The 21,207-nt window shown below is 73.5% G+C and carries 6 protein-coding genes; 3 read left to right on the forward strand and 3 right to left on the reverse strand.

What is annotated here, in order from left to right:
- Window positions 1–63: 63 nt before the first annotated feature.
- On the reverse strand, window positions 64–972 hold the full coding sequence (locus tag ABD932_RS03615) for a quinone oxidoreductase family protein (protein WP_345008593.1): 909 nt from the start codon (window positions 970–972) through the stop codon (window positions 64–66).
- 189 nt (window positions 973–1,161) lie between these two features.
- Between ABD932_RS03615 and ABD932_RS03620 the strand changes: the two genes are divergently transcribed.
- The 3 genes from ABD932_RS03620 to ABD932_RS03630 all read left to right on the forward strand — a co-directional run bounded on the left by ABD932_RS03620 (window position 1,162) and on the right by ABD932_RS03630 (window position 3,655).
- Window positions 1,162–1,845, forward strand: a complete 684-nt coding sequence (locus ABD932_RS03620; RefSeq protein ID WP_345008594.1) for a ScbR family autoregulator-binding transcription factor — start codon at window positions 1,162–1,164, stop codon at window positions 1,843–1,845.
- A 112-nt stretch (window positions 1,846–1,957) separates the two neighbouring features.
- Complete coding sequence (locus ABD932_RS03625) at window positions 1,958–2,734, forward strand: thioesterase II family protein (protein WP_345008595.1); 777 nt, start codon at window positions 1,958–1,960, stop codon at window positions 2,732–2,734.
- Between the two features lie 192 nt (window positions 2,735–2,926).
- A complete protein-coding gene (locus tag ABD932_RS03630; protein WP_345008596.1) occupies window positions 2,927–3,655 on the forward strand; it encodes a hypothetical protein in 729 nt (242 codons plus the stop codon).
- Window positions 3,656–3,756: 101 nt separating this feature from the next.
- Here ABD932_RS03630 and ABD932_RS03635 read toward each other — a convergent pair whose 3' ends face one another.
- Both ABD932_RS03635 and ABD932_RS03640 read right to left on the reverse strand, forming a co-directional pair.
- On the reverse strand, window positions 3,757–10,356 hold the full coding sequence (locus ABD932_RS03635; protein ID WP_345008597.1) for a type I polyketide synthase: 6,600 nt from the start codon (window positions 10,354–10,356) through the stop codon (window positions 3,757–3,759).
- Window positions 10,357–10,398: 42 nt separating this feature from the next.
- Entirely contained in the window at window positions 10,399–21,141 is a 10,743-nt protein-coding gene (locus tag ABD932_RS03640) for an SDR family NAD(P)-dependent oxidoreductase (RefSeq protein WP_345008598.1), read from the reverse strand.
- Between the last annotated feature and the right edge of the window lie 66 nt (window positions 21,142–21,207).

Consider the following 21,207-nt stretch of genomic DNA (forward strand, 5'->3'; position numbering starts at 1 on the left):
GGAGCTACGCTATCCGCGCCGGAGGGGCCCCGGCGGGCTTTCGGCCGAGGACCACCGTGATCCCTACGGACGGAGCACCACCTTGCCCACCGTGCGGCGCGCGAGCAGGTCCTCGTGGGCGCGCCGGGCCTCGGTCAGCGGATAGTCGCCGCCGACGACCGGCCTGAGCCGGCCGGTGGCCGTCAGACGGAACAGCTCCTTCAGCGGCCCCTCGAGCGCGCCGGGTGCCGCCAGCGTCGGCCGCAGCCAGAAGCCGACGACGGACGCGTTGAGCCGGCCGAGCCGGGCCGGGTCGACGGGCGTGAAGCCGCCGCGCGAGGCGTTGCCGTACGTCACGAGCCGCCCGAAGGAGGCCAGCGAGTCCAGCGCCTGGTCGAAGAGCTTTCCGCCGACCGCGTCCAGGACGACGTCGGCCGGCTCGCGCAGCGGATACTCGGCGATTTCGTCCGCGCCCAGGTCCAGAACCAACCGCTCCTTGGCCGGGGTGGACACCTGCGCGAGCACCCGTCCGGCACCGAACTCCTTGGCCAACTGCACGGCCAGGCTGCCCACTCCGCCCGCCGCGGAGTGCACGACGACGGTCTCGCCGACGCTCATCCGGGCCGCCGACCGCAGCAGGTGCCATGCGGTCAGGCCCTGCATGTTGAGGGCGAGCGCCTGCGCGGCGTCGAGGTCGTCCGGGATCTCCACGAGCCGGGACCCGGCGGCCACGACCTGCTCGGCATAGCCGTTCGAGACCCAGGCCAGAACCCGCCGGCCGTCGGACGTGCGGCCCACGACCTCGCTGCCGGGGATGTGCGGGAGCTGGTCCGCGTCGAGATAGGAACCGTCGGTCCGGTGGGTGTCCGCGAAGTTCACACCGGCGGCCTCGACGGTGATGAGCACCTCCCCCTCGCCGGGGGTGGGAGGGGGCAGCTCCACGGGCGTGAGAACCTCGGGGCCGCCGAAGCGGTCGAAGCGTATGGCGATCATGGTCAACGGTACCTCGCGGGGCCGAGCCCCCGCGGGTGGTTCCCACGCTTGGTGACCCCCGTATTGCGGACGGTCAACTTCCGGTCAATCGCCGGGCAAGTGCTCCTCGCCCGTCTTGCCCTGCGCCGATGCTGTGGCATCTTCTCGTGCCCACAACAAGTCGCGCGATGTCACCCATGGAGCGCCAACATGGCCCAGCAGCACCGTGCTCAGAGCACACGCCAGGAACTGATCCAGTCGGCCGCGGAGGTCTTCCACCGCTGCGGATACGCCGATTCCTCGATCACCACGATCAGTTCGCGGGCGGCGGTGAGCAACGGGGCGCTGCACTTCCACTTCAAGAGCAAGCGCGCCCTGGGCGAGGCGGTCGAGGCCGCCGCCGCGCACAAACTGCTGTGTCTCACGGGCCCCGTCTCGCTGCGCCACCCCGACCCGCTGCGCCACCTCGTCGACACCTCCGAGGCGCTGGCCCGGGAGATCAAGGGCGACGCGGTTCTGCGGGCCGGTTTCAGCCTCTGCGACGACGCGGGCTGGCACGGCGGCGTGGACCTGTGGGAGCAGTGGCACGACTGGGTGCACCTGATGCTGACCGTCGCGCGGGACCGGGGCGGTCTGGCCCCGGACGTCGACCTCGCCGACGCGGGCTCGGCCATCACGGCCGCCGTGGCCGGGTTCGCGGTCCTGTCCCGGAAGCAGTCGCGGGCGTCGTCGCCGCGTTCCGTCTCCGGCTTCTGGCGACTGATGCTGCCCCGGCTCGCGGGCGACGGGATGCGACGGCAGCCCGCCGCGGACCGCACCGCGCCGGTGGTCTGGCCCGCGGAGGGGAGCACGGAACGCTGCTGGGAACTCGAAGGGGCCTGCTGCGTGGCCTGACGACCCGTTTGTGCGCGGCTTGTGCGCCCTTTGAACACCCGCACGCACCATGGGGGCCAGTAGGCCACCACAGGTGGCGCGTTGCCGAGGACGACGAGGACGGGGAGTCGCAGTGGGAAACGAGTGGTTCCGCAGGTTCGGCCACCCCACCGGCCCGGCCCGGTCCGAGAGCCGTGCGCCGAGGCTGTTCTGCTTCCCGCACGCCGGAGGAGCGGCCAGTACGTTCCTGCCGCTGGCCCGGGCCCTGACGCCGGACTTCGACGTCCTGGCCGCGCAGTACCCCGGCCGCCAGGACCGCCGCCGTGAGCAGCCCCTCACCGACATCGTCCGGCTCGCCGAGGCGCTCGCGGACCATGTGCCGGACGGGGACGAGCGGCCCTTCGCCTTCTTCGGACACAGCATGGGAGCGGTCCTCGCCTACGAGGTCACCAGAGTCCTCCAGGAGCGGCGGATGCCCGGCCCCGAGGCACTCGTGCTGTCCGGCCGGCGCGCCCCCACCCCGCGGACGAGCCCCCACGACAGGCTGAGCACGGACGCGGACATCCTGCGCGCGGTCCGCGGACTGGGCGGTACCACCCCGCAGTTGCTCGACGACCCCGAGCTCCGCGACATGGTCATGCCCGCGCTGCGCGCCGACTACCGGGCGATCGGTTCGTACACGTGGCAACCCGGGCCGCCGCTGTCCATACCGCTCACCGTGCTCGTCGGCGACCGGGACCCGGTGGCGAGCGTCGCCGAGGCGCGGGCGTGGGAGAACCTCACCACCGCACCGGCCCGGACGTACGTCTTCGACGGTGGCCACTTCTTCCTGGACGCGAACCTCCCGCGCGTGGCCGAGACGGTCAGCGACGCCCTCGGCCACCTCACGGCCGTTCCCGCGACACGCTGACGCCGTAGCGAGCAGTGCCTTCGCGACGGATCCGGCACTCGGCTCCGCCACACATGGTTCCACCACACACGGCTCCACCACACACGGCTCCGCCACACATGGTTCCGCCACACGTGGTTTCGCCGGCATACCCGTCGTACCTCCGGCCTCCCTCGTCCTCGCCGCACTGGTCGTACCTGCGAAAGGAAACGAGTGACCCACTGGGACGACATGTTCGTCGCCGCCACCGGGCCGGAGTCCGTGAGGGACTCGACGGCCAGGGACGACATCGACCTGGTCGTCCATGCCTGGTGCGGCGGACGGCGCCGGGAGGGCCGTACGGCCGAGCGCCGGGCCCGCGCCACCGCGCTGCAGATCTTCCGGCCGGCCGACAGCGGCCTCGCCGCGCTGCACGTCGCGGCGCGATACCTGTCCGCCTCGGACGAGCTGCGCGCCGCCCTGGTCACCGGGGAACCCGCCGCCGCGCCTGCGCACGCGTTCTCCGGCCTGGCTCCCGAGGGGGGCGCGGCCGGAGCGGTCGTCGCCAGGGGTGAGGGGACGGCCCGCATACTGTCGACCGTGTTCCTCGGGGCGCCGCCCGACGAGGCGCTCTTCCGCGCGGACCTGCCGTGGCGGGAGCCGCCCCCCGCCCGACGCCGCTCAGGACTGCTGTCACGCCCGCGTCGCCGGCGCGGCGCGCCCCCGCCGGACCGCGGAGGCCTACACCTACTCGAAGGGCCGGAGCGCAAGGCCGTGGTCCAGGCGGTGGACGAGGCGGGCGGAACCCTGTCGGACGTCGCGCGGATCGTACGCTCCGCCGACCAACTCGCCGCGCTCGCCGCCCTGTTGCGGGGCGGGCCCGATGATGAGGCTCCCCTGGTGGTGCTGGCCGGAGCCGGCAGCGGGCCGGACTTCGGCTGCGCCGTACTGAAACCGGTGTGACGGGCGGCTGCGGCACCCGGGAAGCCATGGCGACGGGCACGTGACGGGTACGCAAGGACGGGCCGGGTACCGATGGCGGTACCCGGCCCGTCCGGCTCATGTCACGCCGAGCCGGCGCTCACCGGGGCGTCCGGGAAGTAGCCCCTGCTCACGAAGAAGGCGACGTACCGGGCGAACAGCTCCGGCGTCATCTCCGGGCACGCCACCCCCGTACCGTCGAGGGCCTCTTCGGTACCGGTGGTGTCGAAGCGCGGGTAGAACCGCCGGCTGTCGGTCGCCAGTACCTCGAAGGCGTCGAGGAGCGGGTTCATGGCGTTGTCGGTGTCGGAGGCCACCCGCGCGTACCACTCGTCCCAGCCCAGCTCGTCCAGCCCGTAGCCGGCCGAGCGGAAGTGCTCGACGCACGCGGCGAAGTCCAGGCTGCTCGGGTTGGACAGGTGGAACGTCCCGCCCGCCGCCTTCTCCTGCCGGGACATGGTGAGGATCGCCTCACTGACGTAGTCGACGGGAACGGGGTGCACCGCCGCGGACAGGCCCTCGGGGACGGCGCCCGCCTGGAGCAGACCCTTCAGGCTCAGCCACACGAAGTCCTGTGTCTGGCAGGCACCGTTGACCCGGTCCCCGGACACCACGTCGACGCGGTACACGCTGACCGGCAGGCCGCGCTCCCGGGCCAGGCCGATCATCTGCTCGGCCACCCACTTGCTCTGCACGTACCCGGTGGGCAGCTCCCGTGCCGGACCCGTCGGGTCGTCCTCACGCACCGGTACGCCCTCGGTCAGCGCCTTGGGGAAGACGCCCACGGTGGAGACGTGGTGGACGGGGACGGTGCGGTGACGGGCGGCCAGGCGCAGAATCTCCTCGGTGCCGCGGACGTTCGTTGCCTTGAGTTCCGTGTACGGGCGCAGCCAGTGGACGTGGGCACCCGCGTGGTACACCGCGTCGACCGTGCGCGCCAGGTCGTCGAACTCCGCCTCGCCGAGGCCGAGACACGGCTCGGAGAGGTCGCCCACCAGGACGGTGAGACGGGCGAAGTCCACTTCGTCCTGGAGCCCGTACCACTCCAGGTTCGCCCGCAGCCGCTGCCACGCCGCGGCCTCGTCGGCGGCGCGCACCAGGCAGTACACCCGTGCCCGGGTCCCGCGCACGAGGTCGCGCAGCAGGAACGCTCCGAGGAACCCGGTCGCCCCGGTCAGCAGCACCGTGTCGGGGTCTACGGCCACCCGGATGACCTCGGCCGCCGGACGCACGTCCTCGGCCAGCCGGACCTCGGCCTCCAGATCGACGGTCGGCCGGGCCGCGGCACCCTGGGCACCCGGCCCGTGCAACGCCGTCTCCAGCAGGTGGCCGGCGAGCTCACGCGGGCTCGGACGGTCGAAGACCAGCCCGCTCGGCAACGGGCTGCCCACTGCCGCCGAGAGACGGTTGCGCAGCTCCATGGAGGTCAGCGAGTCGAGACCGAGAGCGCTGAACTGCTGCTCGGGGTCGACGGCGCCCCCGGTGGCGTCGGGGTGGCCGAGGACCGCCGCCACCTGGGCCCGTACCAGCGCGAGCACATGCTCGTACCGTGCGGCGTCGTCGAGCCCGGCGATCTGGTCGGCCAGCGCCAGGGCGGCGGTCGCGGAGTTGACCGCCGTGCGCCGCGCGGGCGTCCGGACCAGGCCCGTCATCACCACCGGCGCCTGTGCCGCGTTCTCCCGCAGGGCCTCCCGGTCGACAGGCGTGGCCACGACCGCCGCGTCGCCGAGGGCGAGCGCGGCGTCCAGGAGCGCCGGGCCGGAGCTCTCCTCGATGGGAAGCAGTCCGGAACGGGCGATCCGCTTGAAGTCGGCCTCCTCCATGTGCCCGCTCATCCCGGTGGTCTGCGACCACAAACCCCACGCGACGGATGTGGCGGGCAGGCCCTGGGCGGCCCGGTGCTGGGCGAGGCCGTCCAGGAAGGCGTTGGCGGCCGCGTAGTTGGACTGGCCGGGACCACCGACCACGCCCGCGACGGACGAGAACAGCACGAACGCCGACAGGTCGAGATCACGGGTCAGCTCGTGCAGGTTCCAGGCCCCGTCCACCTTCGGACGCAGCACCGCGTCGAGCCGGTCGGCGGTCAGCGTCGACACCAGGCCGTCGTCCACCACACCCGCGGTGTGCACGACGCCGGTCAGCGGGTGTGCGGCGGGCAGATCCGCGAGGAGCGCCGCGAGCGCGTCCCGGTCGGCCGCGTCACCCGCGACGAACGTGACCTTCGCGCCCAACTCCGTGAGCTTTCGGCCGAGTTCACCGGCACCTGGGGCCTCGGGGCCGCGCCGGCTCAGGAGGACGAAGTGCGCGACACCGTGCTCGGCGGCCAGGTGCTGGGCGAACAGGCCGCCGAGGGCGCCCGTTCCGCCGGTGACGAGGACCGTACCCCGAGGGTTCCACGCGCCCGTCGCGGGCCGCGCGGCGTCGGTGTCGACCGGGTTCAGCCGGGGGACGAACACCCGCCCCTCCCGTAGGGAGGCCTGCGGTTCGGCGGAGGCCAGGACGCGCGACAGCGACTGCCGCCGGTCGGCCACGGCGTCCGCGTCCGCCGCGGCCACGTCGTCCGGGTCCCCGGCGGCGACGTCGACCAGCACCACGCGGCCCGGCGCCTCCGACTGGGCCGAACGCACCAGACCCCACAGCGCGGCCGCCGCCGGGTCCGGGGCCTCGGCCGGCGCGAGCGCCACCGCGCCCCGGGTGAGCACCACCAGGCGGACCCCGGCCAGTTCGTCGTCCGACAGCCATTCCCGCAGCAGCGCCAGCATGCCCCGGGTCATCTCGTGGGCCGTGCCGGCGACATCGCTGCGGTGGGACGCGCCGCACATCACGGCCACCGCGTCCAGGGGCCGCCCCGAACGAACGGCCCGGCGCACCGCCGCCACATCGGCGAGGAGCTCCGCTTCCGGGCCCTCCGGCCACGGACCGCCGACACCGGGCGCCACCTGGCCGAGTACGGCCCAACGCGGGGCGTCCGAAGGCTCCGTGAGCGTGATCGGCCGCCACGCCACGGAGAACAGGGAGCCGAGCCGGGCGGCGCGGGCGCCGGCCGGCCCGCCCGCGGGCGCCGGACCCGCCGCCAGCGAGTCGACCGAGGCGACCGGTTGCCCGGACGCGTCGGCCAGCCACAGCGACAGGCCGCCACCGGCGGACCTGCTCAGCCGCACCCGCAGCGACAGGGCCCCGGTGGCGTACAGCCGCACACCGCGCCACTCGGAGGAACGCCCGGTCGCCAGAGCGCCCGACGCGTCACCGAACCAGGCCGGGTGCAGGGCGGCGTCCAGCAGGGCGGGATGCAGCACGGACCCGGCCGGGACCGTGCCCGCCTCCTCCGGCAGGGTCACCTCCGCGTACAGGTCGTCGCCCCTCCGCCACGCCGCCCGCAGCCCGCGCAGCGCCGACGCGTGTGCCAGACCGGCGGTCTCCAGCGCCGCGTAGCCGTCGGCGACATCGATCGGTTCCGCGTCGGCGGGGGGCCACTGGGCGAGGTCGAAGGGCTCCGCGGGGCCGCCGAAGCTCAGCGTGCCGTGGGCGTGCGCGGTCCACGGGGTACCGGCGTCCGGCCGGGAGTGGATGGTGAAAGTCCGGCGGCCGTCGCCGTCCTCCGCGCCGACGGCGACCTGGAGTTGGAGCGCTCGGCGCTCCGGCACCGGCACCGGCGCGGTGACGGTCAGCTCGTCCAGTACGGTGCAGCCGGCCTCGTCGCCGGCGCGCACGGCGAGTTCGACCAGTGCGGCGGGGGGCAGGATCCGGGAGCCCTCGGCCGTGAGCCCCGACGACCAGGGCAGGTCCGCCGGGGAGAACCGGCCGCTGAAGAGCAGCCCGTCACCGGAGGCCGGTTCGATCGCCGTGCCGAGCAGCGGATGCCCGGTGGCTCCGGGCCCCGCTGCCGCCGCGGCGCTGCCGGAACGCCGGTCGTCGAGCCAGTACCTCCGCTGCTGGAAGGCGTACGTCGGCAGGTCCACCCGGCGGGCGCCCGTGCCCTCGAAGAAGGCCGTCCAGTCCACCGGGGCACCGTGCGCGTGCAGGGTGCCCAAGCCGCCGACCAGTGACTCGGCCTCCGCGTCGAGCCGTCGCAGCAGCGGCACCACGGTGTGGTCACCGCCGATGTCGGCGAGCACGTCGCGGGCGGGGGCGCTCAGCGCGCTGCCCGGCCCCAGCTCGGCGAAGGCCGTGACACCCAGGTCCGCGAGCGAGCCCACGGCGTCGGCGAACCGGACGGCCTCACGGACCTGGTCCGCCCAGTAGTCCGGTGCGCTCAGTTCGGCGGCGGTGACGAGCCGTCCCGTGAGGGTCGAGACGATGGGGATGGCGGGCGCGTGGAAGGTCAGCCGTCGGGCGACGTCCCGGAACGCGTCGAGCATGCCGTCCATGTGGGGGGAGTGGAAGGCGTGGGAGACGGTGAGTCGTTTGGTCTTGCGGCCTTGTTCGCGCAGTCGGGCGGCGACGGTTTCGGCGGCTGTCTCGTCTCCGGAGATGACTATGGAGGTGGGGCTGTTGATCGCGGCGATGGCGAGGAGGCCTTCGTGTTCGGCCACGAGTGGGTGGACTTCGTCCGCGGTGGCCTGTACGGCGATCATGGTGCCTGTGCCGGGCAGTGCCTGCATCAGGGAGGCGCGGGCGGCGACCAGTTTGGCCGCGTCCTCGAGGGGCAGGACGCCGGAGACGTGTGCGGCGCTGAGTTCGCCGATGGAGTGGCCGGCGAGGTAGTCGGGGATCAGGCCCCAGGACTCGGCCAGCTTGAACAGTGCTGTCTCCAGCGCGAACAGGGCCGGCTGGGTGTAGCCGGTCCGGTCGAGCAGCGCGGCCGTCTCGCTGCCCGGCTCCGCGAACACGACCTCCTTCAGCGGCCGCTCCAGTTCCTTGTCCAACTGGGCGCAGACCGCGTCGAAGGCCTCGGCGAAGACCGGGAACGACTCGTACAACTCACGCCCCATGCCCGGCCGTTGGGCACCCTGCCCGGTGAACAGGAAGGCGAGCTTGCCCCGCCTGGCGGCGGCGGTTGCGGTGATGGTGTCGGGGGTGGGGGTGTTGTGGGCGAGGGCGTGGAGGTGGTGGTGGGGGTGGGTGCGGGTGGGGGTGAGGAGGAGGGCGCGGTGGTGGTGGGTGGTGCGGGTGGTGGCGAGGGAGTGGGCGATGTCGAGGGGGGTGAGGTGGGGGTGTGTTTCGAGGTGGGTGAGGAGTCGTTGGGCCTGGGCGGTGAGTGCTTGGGGGGTCTTGGCGGAGAGCAGGTAGGGCAGTACGGGGATGTCGCGGTGTTCGGCGGGCTCGGTCTCCTCCTGCACCTCCGTCGGGTCCTCTGTGGGCGGCTGTTCCAGGATGACGTGCGCGTTGGTTCCGCTCACGCCGAAGGCGGAGACGGCGGCGCGTCGTGGGGTGTCGTTGTCGGGCCACTGCCGGGCCTCGGTGAGCAGGGAGACGTCGCCGGCGTCCCAGTCGACGAACGGGGTGGGTTCGTCGAGGTGGAGGGTCCTGGGCAGGATGCCGTGGTGCATGGCCTGCACCATCTTGATGACGCCGCCCACCCCGGCCGCGGCGACCGTGTGTCCGATGTTGGACTTCAGGGAGCCGAGGTGGAGGGGCCGGTCGCTGGGTCGGTTCTGTCCGTAGGTGGCGATGAGGGCTTGGGCTTCGATGGGGTCGCCGAGGCGGGTTCCGGTGCCGTGGGCTTCGACGGCGTCGATGTCGGTGGGGGAGAGGCCGGCGTTGGTGAGGGCCTGGCGTATGACGCGTTCCTGCGACGGCCCGTTGGGGGCGGTGAGGCCGTTGGAGGCGCCGTCCTGGTTGACGGCCGAGCCGCGGATGACGGCCAGCACCTGGTGACCGTTGCGGCGGGCGTCCGAGAGCCGCTCCACGAGCAGCAGGCCCACGCCCTCCGACCAGGCCGTACCGTCCGCAGCCGCCGCGAAGGACTTGATCCGTCCGTCGGGAGCCAGCCCGCGCTGCTGCGAGAAGTCCACATAGCCGCCGGGATCCCCGTTGACCGTGGCCCCGCCCGCCAGCGCGAGCGCCGACTCACCCGAACGCACCGACTGCACCGCGAGGTGGAGCGCCACCAGCGACGAGGAGCACGCCGTGTCGATCGAGACCGCCGGGCCCTCCAGACCGAGGGTGTACGCGACGCGACCCGATGCCACACTGGCCAACTTGCCCGTCATGAGGTAGCCCTGGAGTTCGCTGGGCGCCTCCAGCCCCAGATAGCTCTCCTCCACCACACCGACGAACACACCGGTACTGCTGCCCTTGAGCGAGTCCGGGGCGATGCCCGCGTGCTCGAACGTCTCCCACGCGGTCTCCAGCAGGACCCGCTGCTGCGGGTCCATGGCCACCGCCTCACGAGGAGAGATCCCGAAGAACTCCGCGTCGAACCGGGTGGCACCGTCCAGGAAGCCGCCCTCACGCGTGTACGACTTGCCCGGCTTCCCGGGCTCCGGGTCGTACAGCTCACCGACGTCCCAGCCACGGTCGGTCGGCCACGGCGAGATCGCGTCCACCTCGTCGGCGACCAGGCGCCACAGGTCGTCGGGCGAGGCCACGCCGCCCGGGTAGCGGCAGGCCATACCCACGATCGCCACCGGCTCGGCGGCGGCCGCCTCCAGCTCGGCGAGCTGTTGGCGCGTCTTCTGCAGATCAGCGGTCACCCATTTGAGGTAGTCGACGAGCTTCTCTTCCTTGCTTGTGTCAGACATGCGACACCCACATCTCCTCGGAACAATTGCTTTGGGGGCTGATCAGCCGGACGTGCGGCCGAGCTGGTTGTCGATGAAGTCGAAGATCTCGTCCGCCGACGCCGACTCGATCCCGTCCACCGCGTCGGCCCGCGCCGGGACTTCCGGGCCGGTCACCCGGGACAACAGGGACTGCAGCCGTGCGGCCAGGGCGGTACGCTCGCCGCCCTCCCTCGGCAGCGCACCGAGCACCGCCTCGAGCCGGTCGAGCTCGGCCAGCGCCGAACCGCCGCCCGCGCCCGCGCCGGTTCCGGTCTCGGCGCCGGTCTCCGGCTCGATCTCCGCCAGCACATACGCGGCGAGCGCCGCGGGCGAGGGAAAGTCGAAGACCAGCGTGGCGGGCAGCCTGAGGCCGACGGCCCGGCCGAGCCTGTTGCGCAGGTCGACCGCCGTGAGCGAGTCGAGCCCGAGCTCCTGGAAGGGACGGTCCTCGGCGACGGCGTCGGCGTCCGAGTGGCCCAGCACCGCCGCGAGCGTGGCGCGCACCAGCTCCGACACGGTGTCGTACCGCCGCTCGGCGGGGATCGCGCCGATCCGGTCCGCCAGCGGCACGGCCGGTTCCGCCCCGGCCCCGGCGTCGGACCGCACCGGTACCGTGACCAGGCCGCGCAGCGGCGCCGGCAGGACATCGCGGGCACGCAGCGCCGCGGTGTCCACCGGCAGCGCCGTCAGCGCGGGCCGCCCCACGGCGAGCGCCGCGTCGAAGAGTGCCGTCCCCTGCTCGTCCCCGACCGGCCGGAAGCCCTCGCGGGCGAAGCGGGCGCGTTCTGCGTCGGTGAACGAAGCACCCATCCCGGAGGCCCGTTCCCACCTGCCCCAGCCGATCGAGAGGGCGGGCAGGCCCTGGTCGGCGCGGTGCCGGGCGAGACCGTCGAGGAACGCGTTCGCGGCGGCGTGGTTGGCCTGGCCCGGGCTGCCCAGTACACCCGTGCTCGACGAGAACATGACGAAGGCGGACAGCGGGAGATCACGGGTCAGCTCGTGCAGATGCCATGCCCCGTCGGCCTTGGGCCGCAGCGCGGTGGCGAGCTGCTGCGGGCTCAGCGTTGCCAGGAGGGCGTTGTCCACCACTCCCGCGGTGTGCACGACGCCGGTCAGCGGGTGCTCCGCCGGGATCCGGCCGAGCAGCGCGGCCAGCTCCTCCCGGTCGCCGACGTCACCGGCGGCGAAGGTCACGCTCGTCGCCCCCAACTCGGCCAGCTCCGCGCGGAGTTCGGCCGCCCCGGGGGCGTCGGCGCCGCTGCGGCTGAGCAGCAGCAGGTGCCGGACGCCGTGGCGGGTCACCAGGTGGCGGGCGAAGAGTCCGCCGAGCGATCCGGTGCCTCCGGTGACGAGCACGGTGCCCTGCGGGTCCCAGGCCGGTGCGGCCTGATCCGTCGGCTCCGTCATCCGTCGCAGACGGGGCACGAAGGCGCGGTCGCCGCGTACGGCCGTCTCCGGCTCACCGGACGCGACGGCCGACGCCAGCACCGCGTACCCCTCGGGGGAGCCGTCGGTCTCCGTGAGGACCACCCGGCCCGGCGCCTCGGCCTGGGCCGACCGCACCAGTCCGCGCAGCGCGGCCGCCACGGGATCCGCCGACTCCCCGGGCGCCACGGCCGCGGTGGAACGCAGGGCGACCACGAGCGGGGTGTCCGCGAGCCGGTCGTCCGCCAGCCAGTCGCGCAGGACGGCCGACACCTGGCGTGTCAGCGCGTACGTCGCGCCGACCGGGTCGTCGGACTCAGGCGTCCCGGCCTCGAACAGCACGGCGGAGATTTCCGCACCGGACGCGACGGCCTCGCCGGCCGCACCCGCGTCGCGCAGCGGTGTGGCACCGGCCGGCTCGGCGGGCGTCCGCCCGGAGCCCAACACGCCCCAGTGGAAGGGGTCGTCGAGGACGGTCGTGCCCAAGGGCACCCAGTCGGTCGTGTACAGGGCCGCGTACGCCGAGTTGCGCGCCCCGCTGAACCGGGACTCGGGAAGCTCCACGAAGGAGACCGACGCGACGGTGGCGACGAGCCTGCCGTCCGCAGCGGTCAGCCGTATCGCGGCCGTGTCCTCGCCCGTCCCGGTCAGTTCGGCGCGTGCCTCGGTGATGCCGGTGGCGTACAGACGCACGCCGCGCCACCGGGTCGGGAAGGCGACGGTGCCCGGCGCGGCGGTCGGCCGGGCGTCCAGCGCCGCGTCCAACAGGGCCGGGTGCAGTGCGAACCGGTCGGCCTCGTCCCGGAGGCCTGCGTCCAGCGACACCTCGAAGGACGCCCCGGCCACCGCGGCCGTGTCGTCCCCGCCACCGGTGCCGAGCACGCCTTCGGCCAGCGACTGCCAGGCCGCGTCCGGGTCGTCCGGGCGCGCGAACACGCGCACCGTACGACGGTCGTCCGCACCGGGCGCCCCCACGGCCACCTGCAGCTGTACGGCGCCTTGGGACGGGATGACCAAGGGGGCCGGGACGGTGAGTTCGTGCAGAACGTCGCAGCCGAGTTCGGCACCCGCGCGCAGCACCGTCTCGACGAGCGCGGCGGCGGGGAGGACGGGCTCGTCCACGACGATGTTCCCGGCCAGCCAGGGGTGACGGCCGGCCGCCACCCGGCCGGTGAACACCGTGCCCTCGCCCCCGGCCAGCGGCACGGCCACCCCGAGGAACGGATGGCTGGTCGACCGCAGGCCCCACTCGGCGGCGTCGGCCCCGGCAGGGCCCGCGTCCAGCCAGTAGCGGCGGCGCTGGAACGCGTACGTGGGAAGCGCGACGTGCCGCGCACCGCTGCCGGCGAAGAACGCCTGCCAGTCGACCCGGACACCCGCGTCGTGCAGGGCCCCGACCGCGCCTACGAGCGTCGTGGGCTGCGGCCTGCCGCGGCGCTGCAACGGCCGCACCGCGACCGCGCTCTCCACGGCCTCCGCGACCAGCGCGCTGAGCACACCGTCCGGGCCGATCTCCACGAAGGCCGCGACGCCCTCCTTGGCGAGGATCTCGGCGGCGTCCGCGAAACGGACCGACCCCCGGACCTGCTCGACCCAGTACTCCGCCGTGATCAGGTCCCCTCCGGTGGCGACACGGCCGGTGAGCGTGGATACGACCGGGATCCGCGGCGCGTGGTACGTCACGGTGTCGGCGACGTCCCGGAACGCGTCGAGCATGCCGTCCATGTGGGGGGAGTGGAAGGCGTGGGAGACGGTGAGCCGTTTGGTCTTGCGGCCTAGTTCGCGCAGTCGGGCGGCGACGGCTTCGGCGGCTGCCTCGTCTCCGGAAATGACGACGGAGGAGGGGCTGTTGACCGCGGCGACGGCGAGGAGGCCTTCGTGTTCGGCCACGAGTGGGTGGACTTCGTCCGCGGTGGCCTGTACGGCGATCATCGCGCCTGTGCCGGGCAGTGCCTGCATCAGGGAGGCGCGGGCGGCGACCAGTTTGGCCGCGTCTTCGAGGGTCAGGACGCCGGAGACGTGTGCGGCGGTGAGTTCGCCGATGGAGTGGCCGGCGAGGTAGTCGGGGCGCAGGCCCCAGGACTCGGCCAGCTTGAACAGTGCTGTCTCCAGCGCGAACAGGGCCGGCTGGGTGTAGCCGGTCCGGTCGAGCAGCGCGGCCGTCTCGCTGCCCGGCTCCGCGAACACGACCTCCTTCAGCGGCAGTTCGAACGCCCCGTCCCACTGGGCGCAGACCGCGTCGAAGGCCTCGGCGAACACCGGGAACGACTCGTAGAGTTCCCGGCCCATGCCGACGTACTGGGCTCCCTGCCCGGTGAACAGGAACGCCGTGCGGCCCGACAGGTCCGCACGTGCCCGCACCGGCTCGACCGCACCGGCCCGTACCGAACGCAGCCCGGCGACGAGCTCGTCCCGATCCGCGCCGGTCACACTCGTGCGGTGGTCGAGCGCGGTGCGCGCGGTGGCCAGGGAGCGGGCCACGTCCAGCGGGGACAACTCCGGTCGGGCTTCGAGGTGTTCGAGCAGTCGGGCCGCCTGCCGGGACAGCGCCTCGGGGGTCTTGGCGGACAGCAGCCACGGCACGGCGGGCAGGGCCTGCGGCTCGGCCGCCCGGTCCTCCTCCGCCTCCTCCGACGACGGCTGCTCCAGGATCAGGTGCGCGTTGGTGCCGCTGATGCCGAAGGACGACACCCCGGCGCGCCGCGGCGCCCCGGACACGGCCCACTCCCGGGCCTCGGTGAGCAGGGAGACGTCACCGGCCTCCCAGTCGACATGGGGGCTGGGAGCCTCGACGTGCAGCGTCCTGGGCAGCACGCCGTGGCGCATGGCCTGCACCATCTTGATGACGCCCGCGACACCGGCGGCCGCCTGGGTGTGTCCGAGGTTGGACTTGAGGGAGCCGAGGTGGAGCGGCCGGTTGTCGGGTCGGTTCTGTCCGTAGGTGGCGATGAGGGCTTGGGCTTCGATGGGGTCGCCGAGGCGGGTTCCGGTGCCGTGGGCTTCGACGGCGTCGATGTCGGTGGGGGAGAGGCCGGCGTTGGTGAGGGCCTGGCGTATGACGCGTTCTTGCGACGGGCCGTTTGGGGCGGTGAGGCCGTTGGAGGCGCCGTCCTGGTTGACGGCCGAGCCGCGGATGACGGCCAGCACCTGGTGGCCGTTGCGGCGGGCGTCCGAGAGCCGCTCCACGAGCAGCAGGCCCACACCCTCCGACCACCCGGTGCCGTCCGCGGTCGCCGAGAACGACCGGCACCGGCCGTCCGCCGACAAGCCGCGCTGCTGCGAGAACTCGACGAACCCCTGCGGGGTCGACATCAGCGTCACACCACCGGCGAGCGCCAGGTCGCACTCGCCCGCGCGCAGCGCGTTCACCGCCTGGTGGATGGCCACCAGCGACGAGGAGCACGCCGTGTCCACGGTGACCGCGGGTCCCTCCAGACCGAGGGTGTACGACACCCGGCCCGAGGCGACACTGCCCGCGTTGCCGCTGAACAGATAGCCCTCCATGTCCTCGGGGACCTGCTTCACCCGCGACGCGTAGTCGTGGTACATCACGCCCGTGTACACGCCGGTACGGCTGCCGCGCAGCGTCGACGCGTCGATGCCGGCGTCCTCCAGCGCCTCCCAGGCGGTCTCCAGCAGGAGCCGCTGCTGCGGGTCGGTGGCGAGCGCCTCGCGCGGCGACATCCCGAAGAACTCGGGGTCGAAGTGGTCACCGTCGTACAGGAATCCGCCGTGGCGGGAGTACGTCCTGCCCGGCGTGCCCGGCTCCGGGTCGTAGAGCTCCTCGATGTTCCAGCCACGGTCGGCCGGCAGCTCCGAGATGGCGTCGACCTCGTCGGCGACCAGCCGCCACAGGTCGTCGGGCGAGGCCACGCCGCCCGGGTAGCGGCAGGCCATGCCCACGATCACGACCGGGTCCTCGGCGGAGGTGCCGGAGGGCACGACCACGTCGGACGCCCGCGACGCGGCGGGGGCGATCAGGGTCGACAGATACGCGGCGATGGCGGCCGGGGTGGGGTGGTCGAAGACCAGGGTGGTGGGCAGGCGCAGTCCGGTGGCCTCGCCGAGCCGGTTGCGCAGCTCGACCGCGAGCAGCGAGTCGAACCCCAGCTCCTTGAAGACACGGTCGGAGTCGACCGCCCCCTGGTCGGCATGGCCGAGCACCCCGGCCACATGTCCGCGCACGAGGTCGGTCAGCACCCGCTCCCGCTCGGTCCCGGAGACCGCGGCCAACTGCTCGACCAGCGAGGCCCCTCCGGCCGTCCCGGCCGCGGCGCGGCGGCGCACCGCCGGCACGAGTGCGCGCAGCATCGGCAGGGGCTCGGCGCCCTTGCGCCGCAGCGCCGCAAGATCCAGCCCGGTCGCCGCGAGGACCGCGTCCGAGGACGCGCCGGCGGCGTCGAACAGTGCCATGCCCTCGTCCGAGGACAGCGGGCGCAGCCCGAAGCGGGCCATCCGCTGCACGTCCACGTCCCCGAGGTGGCTGGTGCTGGCGCTGCTCTCCTCCCACAGGCCCCAGGCGAGGGAGGTGGCGGGCAGGCCGTGGGCGGTGCGGTGGTGGGCCAGGGCGTCCAGGAAGGTGTTGCCGGCCGCGTAGTTGGCCTGTCCTGCCGTACCGAGGAGTCCTGCCATGGACGAGTAGAGGACGAAGGCGGACAGGTCGAGATCGCGGGTGAGTTCGTGGAGGTTCCAGGCGGCGTCGACCTTGGGCCGGAGTACGGCCTCAAGGCGCTCGGTCGTCAGGCCGGTGAGGAGGCCGTCGTCGACGACGCCCGCGGTGTGGACGACCGCCGTGAGCGGGTGCTCGGCCGGGATGGATGCGAGGACGGTGGTGAGTGCGTCGCGGTCGGCGGCGTCGCAGGCGGCGAACGTCGCGGTGACTCCCGACTCGGCGAGTTCGTCGCGTAGTTCGTTCACGCCCGGTGCGTCGGCGCCACGTCGGCTGAGCAGCAGCAGGTGCCGGACACCGTGCCGTTCCGCCAGATGCCGGGCGAGAAGGCGGCCCAGCGCACCGGTGGCTCCGGTGATCAGTACGGTGCCCTCGTCCCAGCGCGGCGCCGTCGCCTCGGCGTCGTCCGCCTCCTGCCGCACCCGGACCAGACGGGGCACGAGCACGGTGTCACCCCGCACAGCGGCCTGCGTCTCGCCGGACGCCACCACTGCGGGCAGCAGGGAGCCCGTGGACGGGCCGCCGTCGAGGTCGACGAGGCCGAAGCGGCCGGGGTTCTCGCTGTCCGCGGAGCGGAGCAGGCCCCACAGGGTGGTGTGGGCGAGGTCGGTGACGTCCTCCTGTCCTGCGGCGACGGCGCCGTGGGTGACGACGACGAGGCGGGACTGGGCGAACCGTTCGTCGGCCAGCCAGGCCTGGGACAGTTCGAGGTGGTGACGGGTGGTCTCGTGGATGCGGGAGGGCAGGTTCCCGTCGGTCTCCCGGGGCGGTTCCGGCACGGTCAGCACGACGTCCGGTACCGCCGCCCCGTCCTCGACCGCCGCCACGAGCGCGGCGAGGTCGGTGAAGGACCGTGCGGCGTCGACCGGCAGGCCGAGGCCGCCGTCACCGCCCAGCAGGGCCCATGTGCCGGTGTCCGCAGGGGAGTTCGGAGTCGCCAGGCCGGTCCACTCCACCCGCAGCAGCCCGTCGCGGTGTGCCTCCGCGGCCGCCCGCAGCGCTTCCTCGGACAGCGGTCGCAGCGCCAGCGACCCGACGGAGGCCACGGGTGCGCCCAAGCCGTCGGCCACCAGGAGCGACGCCGACTCCGGCCCGGTGAGGGAGAGCCGCACCCGCAGGACCGACGCTCCCGCCGCGTACACCGTCGCGTCGGACCAGGCGAAGGGCAGCAGAGGCCGGCGGTCCTCGTCAACCACGCCCGGCAACAGGGTGTGCAGCGCCGCGTCGAGGAGCGCCGGGTGCAGGGTGAAGAGCCCCGCGTCCGACTGGAGTTCCTCCGGAAGCGCGACTTCGGCGAAGATCTCGTGCCCGGCCTCGCCCCGCCATGCCCTGCGCAGGCCACGGAACGCCGGGCCGTACTCGTAACCCTGCTCCCGCACCCGCTCGTACATGCCGTCCAGGTCGGCCTCGACCGCCCCGGCGGGCGGCCAGACGAGCAGACCCGGGGGCACCTCGTCGGGCGTCGTGGCGAGCAGGCCCTCCGCATGCAGCGTCCACGCCGCCGTGTCGTCCTGCGCACCGTCGTGGCGCGAGTAGATCTCCAGCTTGCGGCGGTCGCCGTCGTCGGCCTCCCCGACGACGAGCTGGAGCTGCACGCCGCCCTGCTCGGGCAGCAGCAGCGGTGCGGCCAGGGTGAGGTCCTCGACCCGCTCGCACCCCACGTACTCCCCGGCCCGCAGCGCGAGTTCGACCAGTCCGGTGCCGGGCAGCAGCACGGAGCCGTGGACGGCGTGGTCCGCCAGCCACGGGTGCGAGCGGCGCGAGAGCCTGCCGGTGAACAGGAAGGCGCGGCGGTCCGCGACCGCGACCGCGGCACCGAGGAACGGGTGGCCGTCGGTCGAGCCCAGCCCGAGACCGGCGGCGTCGCTCGGCGCGCCGACCGCCTCCAGCCAATGGCGGGTGCGCTGGAAGGCGTACGTCGGCAGCGGCACCCGGCGCGCCGATGTGCCGGCGAAGACCGCCTGCCAGTCGACGGCCACGCCGCGGCTGTGCGCCTCGCCGAGGGAGAGCAGGAACCGCTCCATGCCGCCCGCGTCGCGCCGCAGCGAGCCGAACGCGGCGGCGTCACGGCCGGCCGCCTCCGCCGTCTCCTGCACCGCGAGCGCGAGCACGGGGTGCGGGCTGGACTCGATGAACGTGCCGAACCCCTGCTCCAGCAGGGCGCGTACGGCGTTCTCCAGTTCCACGGTCTGCCGCAGGTTGCGGTACCAGTAGCCGCCGTCCAGCTCGGTGCCCACGACCCAGTCGCCGGTGACGGTGGAGAAGAACGGGACCGTGGCCGGGCGCGGGCTGACCGGCGCGAGGAGTGTGGCCAGCTCCTCCTCCAGCAGCTCCACGTACTTCGAGTGGGAGGCGTAGTCCACCGTGATGGTCCGGGCCCGTACGCCGTCCGCCTTGCAGGCCTCCACGAGGCTCCGCAGCGGCTCGACCTCACCGGAGACCACCACGGAGGCGGGGCCGTTGACGGCGGCGACCTGGATCCGGTCCCGCCAGGGGGTGATGCGCTCACGCACCTCGTCGGCGGGGAGCGCGACGGACACCATGCCGCCGAGGCCGGCCAGGACCCGGCCGATGGCCTGGCTGCGCAGGGTGACCACGCGGGCGGCGTCATCGAGGGTGAGGATGCCCGCCACGTACGCGGCGGCGATCTCGCCCTGGGAGTGCCCCACCACGGCGGACGGCCGGACCCCGTGGGCCTGCCAGAGTTCCGCGAGCGACACCATCACCGCGAACAGGACGGGCTGGACCACGTCCACGCGGTCGAGGGACGGAGCCCCTTCCGCCTGGCGCAGCACGTCCTCCAAGGACCAGTCCACATAGGCGGAGAACGCCTTCGCGCACTCGGCGATCCGGGCGGCGAACACCGGTGAGTCGGCCATCAGTTCCACGGCCATGCCCGCCCACTGGGACCCCTGCCCCGGAAAGACGAACGCCGTCTTGGAGGGCTCGGCGGCGGTTGCGGTGATGGTGTCGGGGGTGGGGGTGTTGTGGGCGAGGGCGTGGAGGTGGTGGTGGGGGTGGGTGTGGGTGGGGGTGAGGAGGAGGGCGCGGTGGTTGTGGGTGGTGCGGGTGGTGGCGAGGGAGTGGGCGATGTCGAGGGGGGTGAGGTGGGGGTGTGTTTCGAGGTGGGTGAGGAGTCGTTGGGCTTGGGCGGTGAGTGCTTGGGGGGTCTTGGCGGAGAGCAGGTAGGGCAGCACGGGAACACGGCGGCCTTCGACGGCCTCCGCAGCCGCGTCGGTCGCTCCGTCCGCCGCCGTTCCGGCCGGGTCCTCCGCCGGGTCCTCCGCGGTCGGCTGCTCCAGGATGACGTGCGCGTTCGTTCCGCCCATGCCGAAGGCGGAGACGGCGGCGCGTCGCGGCGCCCCGGACACGGCCCACTCCCGGGCCTCGGTGAGCAGGGAGACGTCGCCGGCGTCCCAGTCGACGAACGGGGTGGGTTCGTCGAGGTGGAGGGTCCTGGGCAGCACGCCGTGGTGCATGGCCTGCACCATCTTGATGACGCCGCCGACGCCGGCGGCCGCCTGGGTGTGTCCGATGTTGGACTTCAGCGAGCCGAGGTGGAGGGGCCGGTCGTCGGGTCGGTTCTGACCGTAGGTCGCCAGCACGGCTTGGGCTTCGATGGGGTCGCCGAGGCGGGTTCCGGTGCCGTGGGCTTCGACGGCGTCGATGTCGGTGGGGGAGAGGCCGGCGTTGGTGAGGGCCTGGCGTATGACGCGTTCCTGCGACGGGCCGTTGGGGGCGGTGAGGCCGTTGGAGGCGCCGTCCTGGTTGACGGCCGAGCCGCGGATGACGGCGAGGATGTGGTGGCCGTTGCGGCGGGCGTCCGAGAGGCGCTCCACGAGCAGCAGGCCCACGCCCTCCGACCAGGCCGTACCGTCCGCAGCCGCCGCGAACGGCTTGCACCGTCCGTCGGGAGCCAGCCCGCGCAGCCGGGAGAACTCGACGAATCCGGTGGGAGTCGACATCACGGCCGCCCCGCCGGCGAGCGCCAGGTCGCACTCGCCCGCACGCAGAGCGTTCACCGCCAGGTGGAGCGCCACCAGCGACGAGGAGCACGCCGTGTCGACGGCGACCGCGGGCCCCTCCAGGCCGAAGGTGTAGGCGAGGCGGCCCGAGGCGATGCTCCCCGCGCTGCCGCTGTAGAGGTAGCCCTCGAAACCCTCCGCCGGAAGGTGCGGACGGGAGCCGTAGTCCGTGTACATGAGGCCCGTGAAGACGCCGGTACGGCTGCCCCTGAGCGCCGCCGGGTCGATGCCCGAGCGCTCCAGGACCTCCCACGTCGTCTCCAGGAGCAGTCGCTGCTGCGGGTCGGCGGCGAGCGCCTCACGGGGCGAGAGGCCGAAGAACTCGGGATCGAACTGGTCGGCGTCGTGCAGGAAACCGCCGTGGCGGACGTATGACGTGCCCACCCGCTCCGGGTCCGGGTCGAACAGGTTCTCCAGGTCCCAGCCGCGGTTGGTGGGGAACTCGGAGACGGCGTCGACCTCGTCGGCGACCAGCCGCCACAGATCCTCGGGCGAGGCCACCCCGCCCGGGTAGCGGCAGGCCATGCCCACGATCGCTATGGGCTCCTGCGCCTTCTCCTCCACCTCGCGCAGTTTCCTGCGGGCGTCCCGCGCGTCGGCGATCGCCCGCTTGAGGTAGTCGCGGAGTTCCTTCTCGTCAGCCACCTGTCGTCAGCTCCCCAAGTGTGTTGCGCGGAATTGCGGGTGATGCGTGGTGCACGGGCTCGGGAG

It is taken from the genome of Streptomyces shaanxiensis, from assembly GCF_039537145.1.
Classification (GTDB): domain Bacteria; phylum Actinomycetota; class Actinomycetes; order Streptomycetales; family Streptomycetaceae; genus Streptomyces; species Streptomyces shaanxiensis.